This window comes from Lutibacter citreus (assembly GCF_003260195.1).
Taxonomy (GTDB): Bacteria; Bacteroidota; Bacteroidia; order Flavobacteriales; family Flavobacteriaceae; genus Lutibacter; species Lutibacter citreus.
In genome coordinates, this window is the sequence record NZ_QEIH01000002.1 from 352,608 (window position 1) to 365,917 (window position 13,310).

Annotated in this window: 13 protein-coding genes; 4 read left to right on the plus strand and 9 right to left on the minus strand. The window is 26.8% G+C overall.

Annotated elements, in window-relative coordinates:
• Positions 1 to 67: 67 nt before the first annotated feature.
• The 3 genes from DAD81_RS04525 to rnr form a co-directional block, all read right to left on the minus strand.
• A complete protein-coding gene (locus DAD81_RS04525) occupies positions 68 to 268 on the minus strand; it encodes a Sec-independent protein translocase subunit TatA/TatB (RefSeq protein WP_111707046.1) in 201 nt (66 codons plus the stop codon).
• 98 nt (positions 269 to 366) lie between these two features.
• The gene (locus DAD81_RS04530) at positions 367 to 1,041 is read right to left on the minus strand and encodes a head GIN domain-containing protein (protein ID WP_111707047.1); all 675 of its coding nucleotides are present in this window, start codon (positions 1,039 to 1,041) and stop codon (positions 367 to 369) included.
• A 60-nt stretch (positions 1,042 to 1,101) separates the two neighbouring features.
• Complete coding sequence (gene rnr, locus DAD81_RS04535) at positions 1,102 to 3,312, minus strand: ribonuclease R (RefSeq protein ID WP_179950022.1); 2,211 nt, start codon at positions 3,310 to 3,312, stop codon at positions 1,102 to 1,104.
• A 109-nt stretch (positions 3,313 to 3,421) separates the two neighbouring features.
• Here rnr and DAD81_RS04540 point away from each other — a divergent pair, with 109 nt between their 5' ends.
• From DAD81_RS04540 to DAD81_RS04550, 3 genes are all read left to right on the plus strand, one after another.
• Positions 3,422 to 4,360, plus strand: a complete 939-nt coding sequence (locus tag DAD81_RS04540) for a diacylglycerol/lipid kinase family protein (protein WP_111707048.1) — start codon at positions 3,422 to 3,424, stop codon at positions 4,358 to 4,360.
• An 816-nt stretch (positions 4,361 to 5,176) separates the two neighbouring features.
• Positions 5,177 to 5,614 (plus strand): RpiB/LacA/LacB family sugar-phosphate isomerase, encoded by a 438-nt coding sequence (locus DAD81_RS04545; protein ID WP_111707049.1) that lies wholly within the window; start codon positions 5,177 to 5,179, stop codon positions 5,612 to 5,614.
• A gap of 95 nt (positions 5,615 to 5,709) precedes the next feature.
• The gene (locus DAD81_RS04550) at positions 5,710 to 6,618 is read left to right on the plus strand and encodes a cation diffusion facilitator family transporter (RefSeq protein ID WP_111707050.1); all 909 of its coding nucleotides are present in this window, start codon (positions 5,710 to 5,712) and stop codon (positions 6,616 to 6,618) included.
• A 51-nt stretch (positions 6,619 to 6,669) separates the two neighbouring features.
• On the opposite strand, the gene DAD81_RS04555 is transcribed toward DAD81_RS04550, so the two are convergent.
• Positions 6,670 to 7,308: a hypothetical protein gene (locus DAD81_RS04555; RefSeq protein WP_111707051.1), complete on the minus strand. Its 639-nt coding sequence runs from the start codon at positions 7,306 to 7,308 to the stop codon at positions 6,670 to 6,672.
• Between the two features lie 181 nt (positions 7,309 to 7,489).
• Here DAD81_RS04555 and DAD81_RS04560 point away from each other — a divergent pair, with 181 nt between their 5' ends.
• Positions 7,490 to 7,936 carry a GNAT family N-acetyltransferase gene (locus DAD81_RS04560; RefSeq protein WP_111707052.1) on the plus strand — a complete coding sequence of 149 codons (447 nt, stop codon included), beginning with the start codon at positions 7,490 to 7,492 and terminating at the stop codon, positions 7,934 to 7,936.
• On the opposite strand, the gene citC is transcribed toward DAD81_RS04560, so the two are convergent.
• The 5 genes from citC to citD are packed head-to-tail and all read right to left on the minus strand — an operon-like array spanning position 7,933 to position 13,161.
• Positions 7,933 to 9,006: a [citrate (pro-3S)-lyase] ligase gene (citC, locus tag DAD81_RS04565; protein ID WP_111707053.1), complete on the minus strand. Its 1,074-nt coding sequence runs from the start codon at positions 9,004 to 9,006 to the stop codon at positions 7,933 to 7,935. The genes DAD81_RS04560 and citC overlap by 4 nt on opposite strands.
• A 2-nt stretch (positions 9,007 to 9,008) precedes the next feature.
• Entirely contained in the window at positions 9,009 to 10,385 is a 1,377-nt protein-coding gene (locus DAD81_RS04570; protein WP_111707054.1) for a triphosphoribosyl-dephospho-CoA synthase, read from the minus strand.
• The gene (citF, locus tag DAD81_RS04575; RefSeq protein ID WP_111707055.1) at positions 10,378 to 11,937 is read right to left on the minus strand and encodes a citrate lyase subunit alpha; all 1,560 of its coding nucleotides are present in this window, start codon (positions 11,935 to 11,937) and stop codon (positions 10,378 to 10,380) included. Before citF ends, DAD81_RS04570 begins: the two co-directional genes overlap by 8 nt.
• A 12-nt stretch (positions 11,938 to 11,949) precedes the next feature.
• Positions 11,950 to 12,828: an HpcH/HpaI aldolase/citrate lyase family protein gene (locus tag DAD81_RS04580; protein WP_111707056.1), complete on the minus strand. Its 879-nt coding sequence runs from the start codon at positions 12,826 to 12,828 to the stop codon at positions 11,950 to 11,952.
• A gap of 42 nt (positions 12,829 to 12,870) precedes the next feature.
• The gene (citD, locus tag DAD81_RS04585) at positions 12,871 to 13,161 is read right to left on the minus strand and encodes a citrate lyase acyl carrier protein (protein WP_111707057.1); all 291 of its coding nucleotides are present in this window, start codon (positions 13,159 to 13,161) and stop codon (positions 12,871 to 12,873) included.
• Positions 13,162 to 13,310: the final 149 nt, after the last annotated feature.

Genomic DNA, 13,310 nt, shown 5'->3' on the forward strand with positions numbered 1-13,310 from the left:
GTAAAATGTTTAGGTAAAAAAAAACCGACACAAAAGTATCGGTTTATTATAATTTATTTAAAAAATATTATTTTTTATCTTCTCCTTTTTTATCATTTTTTTCATCATCTTCATCTTGTGTAGCTTTTTTAAATTCTTTAATTCCGCCACCAAGACCTTTCATTAATTCTGGTAATTTTTTTCCTCCAAACAATAATAAAATTGCTAAACCAATAATTATCCATTGCCAAGGACCTACCATTCCTAAAAATATATTTAATGCATTCATTTAATTAAATTTTGTGATACAAATATAGTAATTAATATAAAACAAGGCTTAAATTTTATAAAACTGAACTTTGAAATACTATCTACAATAAACTATTGTTAATTTCTAGCTTTAATAACTCCACCAATAATTTTTTTAGTTTTTAAAACTTCCGGAGTACCTTTATAATGAATTGTACCTCCAAAACGAACTTTTGCATCTAAAATTTCAGTTGTATAAACTTCTACCTTTGCCCCAGAAGCAGCAGTTACAATTGCTTGTTTACTTATTAATTTGTAGCCTTCATAAATACCTCCAGTTGTAGCCTCAATATTCTGATTTTCAGTATTTCCAGATAATTCAATAAGACCACCAGATACTGATTTTACAGTTAAATGTTTAGTATCAATAGCAAGATAAATTTTAGCTCCTTCTTGTACTTTTACTTCTAAATATTGTTGTTTAATTGTATTTTCTGAAATAATTGAACCACCTTCATTAGCATCTAAAATATTTAGATTATTATTATAAAATAAGACAATTCTTATATCTTCAGCTTTAAAACTCTCTGGAAATTGTAATCTTATTTTTAAAATTCCATTTGAATTTTTTACGGTAACATCTCCTGATTGAGATCCTGTTATTTCAATTTTCGATTCTTTTGATTTTCTAAGTTCAACTGTTAAACCATTATAAACTTTTAATTCACTAAAATCTCCTAAGTTTTTAGTAATAGTTTCTTGTCCGAATGCAAATGAACAAGCTAAAAACAATAATATTGTTATATTTTTCATTTTGTAATATTTTTAATTATAACTTTCTATTAAGACAATAATTGTGCCTTTAATAATAAATTATTCAGAAATCTTACTAAGTAAAGTAAAATCTAAATGTTTACGTTCTAAATCGGTATGTTTTACCTTTATTAAAACCTGATCACCTAATTGATATAAATTTTTTGTTGATTGCCCAACTAGTGCATATTGTTTATCGTCATATAAATAATAATCGTCTTTAATTTCACGAATTCTTACCATTCCTTCACACTTATTCTCAATAATTTCAACATAAATTCCCCATTCTGTAACACCAGAAATTACACCTTCAAATTCTTGATCTTTATGATCTTCCATATATTTAACTTGCATATATTTTATAGAATCACGTTCAGCTTTTGAAGCCATATATTCTTGATCAGATGAATGCTTACATTTTTCTTCATAAGCTTCAGCTTTTGGAGATTTTCCACCATCTAAATAATGTTGTAACAACCTGTGTGTCATAACATCTGGATACCGTCTAATTGGTGAGGTAAAATGACTATAATAATCAAAAGCCAATCCATAGTGCCCAATATTATGCGTAGTATAAACTGCTTTACTCATAGATCTTACGGCCAGTGTTTCAATCATATTTGCTTCACCTTTTCCGTGAACATCAGTTAATAATTGATTTAATGAACTTGAGGTAGTTTTCTTATTTTTAGTATCTATTATATTTTTATATCCAAATTTACTAACAATGTTTTGCAGCTTTTCTAATTTTTCTAAATCTGGTTCATCATGAACTCTATAAATAAATGTATTTTTAGTTGGAACACCTTTTTTACTTCCAATAAATTCGGCAACTTTTCTATTAGCTAACAACATAAATTCTTCAATTAGTTTATTAGCATCCTTAGATTCTTTAAAAAACACGCCTATTGGCTCCGCTTTTTCATTTAAATTAAATTTAACCTCTACTCTATCAAAAGTAATTGCACCTTGCTGTAAACGCTTTTTACGAAGTTTTTTTGCTAATTCATCTAATTTTAAAATAGCAGTTACAATTTCTGTCTCAACTTTATATGATTCTCCAGTAATTGAAATTTCAGAAGAAACAACATTTTCTTTTGTTTCTATAATTTCTTGAGCTTCTTCATAAGCAAATCTCTTATCTGAATAGGTGATAGTTCTTCCAAACCATTCGTTTAAAACATGGCCCTTTTCATTTACTTCAAACACAGCAGAAAACGTTAATTTTTCTTCATTTGGGCGTAAAGAACAAACTCCATTAGATAATACTTCAGGTAACATTGGTACTACCCTATCTACTAAATAAACCGATGTTGCTCTGTCATAAGCTTCGTCTTCTATAATAGTTCCTTCTTGCACATAATGTGAAACATCAGCAATATGAATTCCAATTTCATAATTTCCATTTTCTAATACTTCAAAAGATAAGGCATCATCAAAATCTTTAGCATCTTTTGGATCTATGGTAAAGGTTAAATCTTTACGCATATCACGTCTTTTTGAAATTTCTTCTTCAGTAATTTCAAAAGATAATTTACTTGCTTCTGCTTCTACATTTTCTGGAAATTTATAAGGCAATCCATATTCTAAAAGTATAGAATGAATTTCTGTTTCGTGATCTCCAGGTTTTCCTAAAATTTCAATTACCTCACCAAATGGATTTTTAGAATTTCCAGGCCAATCTGTCATTTTAGCCAATACTTTTAAACCATCTTCTGCACCTTTTAATTTATTCTTTGGAATAAACAGATCTGCATACATTTTATGATCATCTGCAACTAAAAAACCAAAGTTTTTATTTAATTGTAAAACACCTACAAAATCAGTTTTTGCACGTTTTATAATTTCTACAACATCACCTTCTTCTTTCTTACTATTTTTTCTTTTATATATATAAACTTTAACGGTATCTTTATCTAAACCTCTATTTAAATTTCGTGCTGGAATGTAAATATCTTTTTCTAATTCTTCGCACATAAAATAAGCATTTCCATTAGATGTTACATCTAAAGTTCCAATAAAATACTTATTTTTAGGTACAATTTTAAATTTACCTCTATCCATTTCTTCAACTTTTTGTTGCCCTTTTAATTCTTCCAATTTTTGTATTATTTGGTTGCGGCCATTTGCATCCGATATATCTAATTTTGCTGCTAGTTGACGGTAATTGAACCCTTTTTCAGCGTCTTTATTTAAAATTTGTAGTAATTTTCTAGTTAAATCTTTTACTATATTTCCTTTCTTTTTAAAAATTTTCTTCTTCTTCGACATTATATCATTTTTTATTTCTATCAAAAGTACAAATATTTAATTTTGAAAATGTTAATAAAACCTTATATAATTATCTATTCGTATTTTGCTTAAAAATTAGTTGAGTTTTATGAAAAATAAGTGGTTTGTAGTGATTAATCCAACCTCCGGAAATGGTAGTTCTAAAAAGAAATGGCCACTTATTAACAATGAATTAAAAAAACAAAATTTTCAATTTGAATTTAGTATTACTCAATACCAAAAACATTCAATAATACTTATTCAAAACGCTATAAAACAAGGATTTAATAAATTTATTTGCGTTGGTGGTGATGGAACTTTACATAATGTTGTAAATGCAATTTTAGAATTAAAAAATTTAACTCCTCACTACAAACAATCAGAAATAAAAGTTGGAATAATTCCTATAGGAACAGGAAATGACTGGATTAAAACCTACAAAATTTCAAAAGATTACAAAAAAGCAATTCAAACACTCAAAGAAGAAAATTATATTCAACAAGATATTGGCAAAATAATACTACAAAACACTAAAAAAGAAATCTACTTTAATAATTTAGCTGGTATAGGTTTTGACGCGCACGTTGTTAACAAAGTTAATAAGTACAAAAATTTAGGATATCTAGCCTATTTAACCGGCGCTTTAGCAGGATTAACTAGTTATAAAAAACCTACTTTAGAAATTTTATTTAACAATAAAATACTGAAAACTAAAACTTTAATGTTATTAATTGGGTTATGCAAATATTCTGGTGGAGGAATGCAACTCACTAAAAACGTAACAATTAATGATGGTCTATTTGATATATCATTTATTAAAAAAATAACGTTATTAACACTTTTATTAAACATAAAAGGATTGTTTAATGGAAAAATTACTAATCATAAATTAGTTAATAATTATAAAACTTCAGAATTAAAAATTGAGGTTTTAAATAATGAAAAAGCCTATATTCAGGCAGATGGAGAACTTATAGGCTCAGGTAACTTTCACGTTTCAATACTTGAAAAAGCTATAAATTTTATAGTACCATTTAATAAAAGTTAAAATTTTCTTAAAATATTTGTAACAAATAGTAAATTAATACGTCTTTATTAATATAGAACAACTTATTAATGAAACGATTATATAAAATTATTATCTTATTTCTTATTATATTCTTTGTAGGAATTTTAATAACAGTAAAGAGTATTAATAATTCTTTTACTTCAGAAGATACTATAGAAACTGTTTCAATACCTTCAAATACTTTAAAGCTTTCAATAAAAATATAGAGTTCTTATTTTTTAATTAATAAAAGAAGAAGAAAATTTCAATTATAATTTCAGAATTAAAATAATCTGTAGTTATCAACATATATATATATAATAAAAAGTTTTATTTAAAATTTTAAAAAAGAATGATTGCTATTATAGTGTGTTAATATGTAGCATAAATACTTGATAATATATTTTGATATTTCACTTATTAAAACATACTAACAGTTTATAAATATTTAAACACTTATTAATCACTAAAATTAGATAGGTTATTAACATCCTCTTAAAAGTACTATCAACCTATTTAATTGTATAAAAATATTGATTTTTATTGTTAATAACCGTTAGCATGTATGTTTAAAACTTTAGATGAAAAATCAATAAATAAATTTGGTTTTAAACTTTACATTCTGGATTAGATAAATTAATTAAATAATCAAAAAATACTTTTCTTTTTTAAGTGTAAACTTATCCACAATGTTAAGTTTATATAAAGCTATTGTTACTCAGTTAATTAAAAATTACTATTAACAATCAGTTTTTTTACTGTTAATAACCGTGAATTTGTACTTTTGCAGTCTAACTTATTAACAAAAACTAAAAAATGGTAATTGCAATTGGTAATGATCACGCTGGTACTGAGTATAAATTCGAAATTATTAAACAATTAGAAAGCAAAGGTATAAAAGTTTTAAACTTTGGAACCGATTCAAATGATAGTATGGATTATGCTGATGCTATTCATCCGGTAGCTGATGCGGTTGAATCTGGAAAAGCTACCTATGGTATAATTTTATGTGGTAGTGGAAATGGTGCCCAAATGACAGCTAATAAACACCAAGGTATTAGAGCTGGTTTGGTTTGGAATAATGAAATTGTTGAATTGATAAGATTACATAATGATGCAAATGTTTTAGCCATTCCTGCACGTTTTGTATCATTACAACAAGCTTTAGGATTTGTAGATATATTTTTAAATACAAAATTTGAAGGTGGACGCCATAAAACAAGAATAGATAAAATACCTACAAGTTGTTGTTAATGTAAATAACAACTCTAATAAATTTTAATACCAATTAAATTGTAATCATTTAACAATGTTACGTAAATTTGATTGGTATTTTTATTTATAAAATAATGAGTCATCATCATACACACAATCATCCTACATTATCAGGTAAAAACTTATTAATATCTATAGTATTAAATATAGTAATTACCGTAGCACAAATTATAGGTGGATTTATATCAGGAAGTTTAGCTTTAATTTCTGATGCTGTCCATAATTTTTCTGATGTTATTTCTTTAATAATTAGTTATATAGCTAATATTTTAACTAAAAAAAAGAAACAAACTAAGCAATATACATTTGGTTACAAACGTGCTGAAATTATAGCAGCATTTATAAACGCTGCTACACTAATTATTGTTGCGGTTTTTTTAGGTAAAGAGGCAATTGAACGTTTTAATAATCCTCATGAAATTAAAACTAACTTAGTAATTTGGTTGGCAATTTTAGGAATCGCTGCAAACGGTTTTAGTGTGCTTTTATTAAAAAGCGATGCTAAACACAACTTAAATATGAAATCTGCTTATGTTCATTTATTTACAGATATGTTAACTAGTGTAGCTGTTTTAGTAGGAGGTTTATTAATGAAATATTATCAAATTTATTGGATTGATGCTTTATTAACTTTATTAATTTCAATCTATTTAATTTATATGAGTTGGAGTATTTTAATAGCTTCAACTAAAATATTAATGTTATTTGCACCAGAAGATGTTAATATTGATGAAGTTGCAGAGGATGTTGTAAAAGTAAAAGGAATTAAAAATATTCACCATGTACATATTTGGCAATTAAATGAATACGATTGCCATATTGAGGCGCATATAGAGTTTAATGAAGATATTAAATTATCTGAATTTGATTTAATTTGTGAAAAAATTGAGAAACTTTTATTAGAAAAATTTCAAATTACACACTGTAATTTTCAGCCAGAATTTAAAAGGGATGATTTAAAAGAATTGATAAATAAAGATTAAAAAAAAAGCGATGTTTAAACATCGCTTTTTTTTAGTAAAATAGTTTTTATATTATTTTGTATAAGGTATTCTTCTAGATACTTTTCTCATTAAAATATTTATTAAATCTTGAGCATCACTACCTAATGAACCTTTTATTTTTTTATTATAATTTACAACTAATTCATCATCAGCTGTATTGGTAAAATCCATATTCATAATTGCTGAACTAGTTGCAAACATTCCACCTGTTAATACTGCAAGTCCTATTGCTGCTCCGTTAGACATTGGTTTTGAAGTTTCAAAGTTTCCTGTAATTACAGCTTCAACACCTAAAATTTTACCTAATTCACTTGGTAAATATTCATCATATGAGTGAATATCTATTCCATTTTTTTTAAGCAATGCATTTGTACGTGAAGGATTTTGAACATTAACTAATAAAGATCCTCTTTTTTTTCTAGTTAAAAACCAAGTGTGCATTCCTTTTTGAATATCTAAAGATTCATCTTTATTCATTTGAATAATTTGTTCAGTTGTAAAATCTTTTAATTCTTTTGGTCTTAGTTTTACTTGAACTTTTAAAGGTAAAATGGCGATAGTTTTTGTATTAGCTACATACGTATCAGCATCTGGATGTACATATAGTTTTGTTTGAGAAAATGATGCGACAGAGATAAATAAACTTACTAAAAATAGAATTTTTTTCATTAATTAATTTTTAAAACAATACCTACTTTATTTTTGAATTGGTTTTTCGGTTTAGTTCCAATTATTTTTTCAAAAGTGACAAATGTATAATTAATTAATTTTTCATTGTTAAAAAGTCAATTATTTTTATAAATTTCAATAAAATAACACCTAATTTTATCTTTTAATATTTTTAAAAATAATGCTTCAAATAAAAACAAAAACCTTTACTGAATTAACAAAAGATGAATTATATGCTATGCTTCAATTACGGAGTGAAGTTTTTGTTGTAGAACAAGATTGTGTATATCAAGATATTGATTTTAAAGATCAAAAAGCAATACATATTTTAGGTTTCAAAAATGAAAAATTAGTAGCTTATACACGTATTTTTAAACCAGGAGATTATTTTGAGGTTTCAAGTATTGGTAGAGTATTAGTAGCTAAAAAAGAACGGATTAATGGTTTTGGTCACGTTATTTTTAAAGCTTCTATAAAAGCTGTAAAAGATTATTTTAATGAAGAATTAATTAAAATTTCAGCTCAAAAGTATTTAAAAAAATTCTATGAATCTCACGGATTTATTCAACAAGGAAAAGAATATTTAGAAGACGGAATTCCACATATTGCAATGGTAAAAAGTAATTAATGCCTAGCAGTACTTTGTTTTATTTTAGCTTTAATAGAGTCAGATTCTGCAGACAGTAAAAAGTTTTTAGTTGATTCAGGTAAAAAGTTTAAAAATTCATTTAATTTATCTTCTTTTATAGCTTCTCTTACTTTTGAAGCGCTTATATAATTATCTTTTCCATTTACAGAAATGCGCTCATATTCAATAACTTTAATACCATTTTCTGGTAAAATTTTATGCATTGCAGTATTATAAGCTTTAGTTGTTAAGCAATAATTTTCACTTCCTATATATCGTTTTTTAATATTTAAAATAGGTGCAATATAAGTAGTAAATATGTTTACATCAATTTCAGCTTGTTTTTGAGAAACTAAATTCCAAGATTCATTTTTTAAAAAATAATTAGGAAAAATTGCTCCAGAAACTATGTATGGTCCAGTAGCCAACATTATTACATTTTTTAAATCGGTAATACCTTCTTCTATTAATTTCCAGCGAACTTCAAAGGTAAAAGCAGATAAATTTTCACTAACTACAAATAAATAAACAATTTCATTTTCTTTTGAAGCCTTTTCAATTAAATAACGGTGGCCAATGGTAAAGGGATTACAATTTACCACAACTGCAGCTACATTTTCTGTGACAGTTTTTACTTTTAATTTTTCTAACTTTTTTTGGTAATCTTTAATGGTTTTATAACCAAATTCTAATACAGCATAAATTGGTTCTGCGGTAGTAATTAATGAAAAACCTAATGCTTTAAATAATTTTGCAGTAGTAGGTTTTGTATAAACAAAACACTGTTTATAGTTTTCTAAACCCTTATCAGTTAAATAGGTAACTACAATTGAAAAGGCAGTAGTTTCTCTAAACTCTGGTGCAATAACCACATACTTTAAGGTATTTTTATATAATGATCCAGTTCCAATTATATCATCGTTTAAATTGTAAACAATCATGGTAAAATCTACTTCTTCTGGATTAAAATCAAAATCATATTTTTTTAAAAACGTTTGAAGAAGTTTAACATCCAAAGGGTTTTCTGTATCTAATAATTCTTGTCTAAAATCTGTATCTTCAAAAATCATATCTATGCGTTTTTAACAAAATGAATTAAAAGTGAAACTGAAAGTAAATCGGCAGATCCGCCCGGTGAAATATGGTTTTCTTTGCAATAATTACATAACTCAATATATGATTTTTTTGAGTGAATCGCATTTTTTGCAAGCTGTTTAACTTTTGTAAGTGATTCTAAATTACTTCTGTACAAAATATTACTATCGTTATTTAAAGTCATAATATGTAGTAAAGTAGTTTGCAATACTTTTTGAATTTCTTCTTGATTAATTTCTTGGTGATTTTTAAAGTTTTCATCCAAAAAAGGTAAGGCATTTGTAAATACGCTCGGAAATCCTTCAGCAACTTCCTGACGAATACCAGCACCTAATTTTCCATAAGTTTCAAACATTAATTCTCCATGTGTTGAAGCTTTTTTAGAAGTTAATTCCAATTCATTTTTAACAATTCCATTAGTTATTTCAATTACTAAATTGCTAAATGCTGTATCTGAATATTCTTTATTTTCTGAAGTTATTTTAGCTATTGAAAAAAGTGAAATTCCAAATAAAAATATAATTCCTTTATGTGTATTTACATTTCCGGTGGCTTTAAACATTTCTTGTTCTGCTTTTATACCAATGTGTCTAATTTTTGGTAAAATAGCGTCTAATTTTCCCGTATAATCATAACCTAATTCGCAAAATTCATTAAAAAAAGGAGTAAGTGAAACTGCTGAATTTAAGAATGTAAAAAAGTGCATATCGGTATGTGAGCCAGAATCTTTAAATGAAACCAACCCAGGTTTTGGACTTAAAGAAATTTCATATAGAATAGCTTTTGAAGCAAATCCCGATAAGGTATTAATCCTGTTATTTTTAGTGGTAATTGCTAACTGTTTTAATATATCATTAAAAATTAAATCTCTAATTTCTTGTTTAGTATGCCGCTTATTACGCATACAAGATATAGCTGAATGTTCTCTACAAAAATAACATGGTTTCTTTTTTCCAGAGCTTATTGGTAAACCTAAATCATTAAAAATATCAACATCAATTAAACGTCCTAAAGGATGTGATTTTTCAAAATTTTCTGTTAATTTTTTTAATTCTAATAAGTCAATTTTAGAGTTTTTAGAAATAGGAACTATAAAAAAATCACCTGCTTCATCTAAAATTAATGTTTCTTTTTTTGAAATTATTTCAATACGATTTGCTTGTAAATAGCTAATTAAATCGTTTTTAACTTCTAAAAAAAAAGTGGATATAAAAGTGTTACTTTTTGGATATCCAGGAATATTTAATGATAAACTTAAGGTGTTAAATTGCTGTTTTAAAAATAGAGCGCGTTGTAGCGCTCTATTCTCTCTAGCATTTAATATTTTATCTAAAATTTTATGGGAGTTAACCATGGTGTTTTACTTGCCTAATAACATCAATAATGGTTCCGTCTCTATATTCAATTAAACCAACTATTTTATCTGTAAATTCTATTTCTTGAACTTTCCCTACAATAGACTCTACTTCTATTTGTAAATCTTCAATTTTACGAATATTTAAGCCAGCTTTAATCAATTTTTCTTCTAGTTCTGGTTTTAAAGGATTTACACAAATACCTCTTTCTGTAACTAAAACATCAATTGATTCTCCTGGTGTAACTACTGTATGAATTGATGTTTTAACAATAGGAATTCTACCTCTAAAAGATGGACAAACAACAACGGTTAAAGTAGCTCCAGAAGCTGTATCGCTATGTCCTCCAGAAGCTCCTCTAATAGTTCCATCAGAACCGGTTATTACGTTAACATTAAAATTGGTGTCAATTTCAAGAGCTCCTAGTACAACAATATCTAATTTATTTGTCATACATCCACAATTAAATGGATTGGCATATAAAGCCGCCGGAATTTCAATATGATGGCTATTATCTATTAAGGATGAACAAACAGCTGCATCAAAAGATTGAACGTCAAAAATTGTATTAAACAAACCTTCATTTAACATATCAACTCCATAAGAAGTAACACCACCTAAAATAAAACTTCCTTTTATTTCGGAAGTTTTCATTTTTTCACGAATATATTTGGCTACTGCTAATGAAGCACCTCCTGCTCCTACTTGAAATGAAAATCCATTTTTAAATGAGCCCGAATGTTCAATAACATTTGCAGCTAATTTTGCAATTCTTAAATCAATTGGTGATTTAGTAATACGTGTACTTCCTGTGGCAATTTTTGAAGCATCACCAATAGAATCTATTTTTACCACATAATCAACAAAATTTTGAGTGATTGAAATAGGAATACAAGGGTAATCAACCATATTATCAGTAACTACAATTACTTGTTTTGCGTATCGCGTATCAATACTAGCATATCCCATAGAACCAAATGCAGATTTACCTTTACAACCTGTTGCATTTCCTTCATTATCTGCTGCAGAAGCAGCAATAATAGCTAAATCTAAATTAATTTTTCCAGTATGAATGGCTCTAACTCTACCTCCATGTGAGTGAATAGTTACTGGTATATCTAAAACACCTTCAGAAATAGCTTTTCCTATTTCTCCTCTAATTCCAGAAGACCATATTTTTGTAATGGTTCCATCTTTTAAATATTTTAAAATTGGATTGTGTACTTCATTTAAAGAAGACGCTGCCAAAGTGATATTTTTAATACCCATTTTGGCTAGAATTTCTATTGAATTAACCAAAATATTATCCCCATTTCTTAAATGATGATGAAAGGAAACAGTCATACCACTTTTAGGAGAAGTTTTAATAATTGCTTCTTCTAAAGTTTGGCAAATTTTACTTTGGTGAGGTAGTTTAGCTTTATTTGGTGGTGGAATTGTAACTTCATCCATCCAACCTTTTTTAAGTTTTTGCCAAGCACCAACAAACATGTCTATTTTTCCAACACCATTAATATATTCTGGAATTTCACGACCAATTACATTTTTCATTTTTTTAATAATTTAAATGGTATCTAAATCAATTTGGGCAAGTTCTAACACATGCGTTGCTCTGGTAACAATTGGCGCATCAATCATTTTACCATCAATAGCAAAAACACCAATGCCTAATTTTTTATTTTTCTTAAATTCTTTAATAATTCTATATGCTTTTCTAATTTCAGGATCTGTTGGCATATAAATTTCATGAATAATATCTATTTGCCTTGGGTTGATTACGGCTTTACCGGTAAAGCCAATTTGTTTGGCATATTCAGTTTCTAAACGGAGACCTTCTTCATCATTTACATCAACAAAAACAGTATCAATCACATCAATTTTATTTGCTTTTGCAGCCATTACAATCATTTTCCTCGCAAAATCAATTCCAGAGCCATCTTTAGTACTTTTAATATTCATATCAGCAGTTAAATCCTGTCCACCAATAGTAATTGCATCAACACGTTTAGAAAATTTAGCAATATCAAAAACGTTTTGAACACCTAAAGCAGTTTCTATCATTAAATGAAGCGTCATTTTATTATGAGGTAAACCATGTTTATCTTCAATGGATTCAATAATCTTGATAAGATTTGTTAATTCCTCAACAGATTCTGTTTTTGGAAAACGAATAGCATCTGGTTGAAGAGGAACAATTTCTTCTAAATCTTCCAATCCAAAAGGAGTATCAATATGGTTAACTCTTACACAAATTTCTGCATTATAATAATCAATAGATTTAATCATATTTCTAACTAAAATACGAGCAGCATCTTTTTGATTTAAAGCCACAGCATCCTCTAAGTCTAGTAACAAACTATCGGCGCCATAAATTCCTCCTTGTTGCAACATAGCTGGATTATTTCCAGGAATGTAAAGCATGGTTCTTCTTTTTTTCTTCACAAGTTATTTATTTTAAAAATTACGTTGTTTTCAAGATATTAATTAGTGCATTGTGGCCTTTTGAATATTACAAGCTCGTTTAATTGCTGTTTCTAAACGTGCATTAATTGTTAATTCTAAAGCACCTTTATCTTTGGCAATTAAATGAATATCAGATATATTATAACTATCTAATTTAGATGTGATTAAAGCTTTTATAGTGTCGCCATATTCTAGCATAACAGATGAATCTATATCTATATTTCTACCCGAATTTGGTTCAACAGGTTCAATTAAAATAATAATATCACTTGATTCAAAAGAACCTGATTGAGATTTTTTAAGTATTTCCATTTAAATAAAATTTTCCAAAAAATGTTCATACATTTTAAACAAAATTAGGTTGTTGTTTTTTCTCTTACAAGTTAAAATGCCAATAATTGATTCCATATTTTTTACTTCTTCACAATTTATTTTGAATATAATTTAGTTGAAATGGTGAA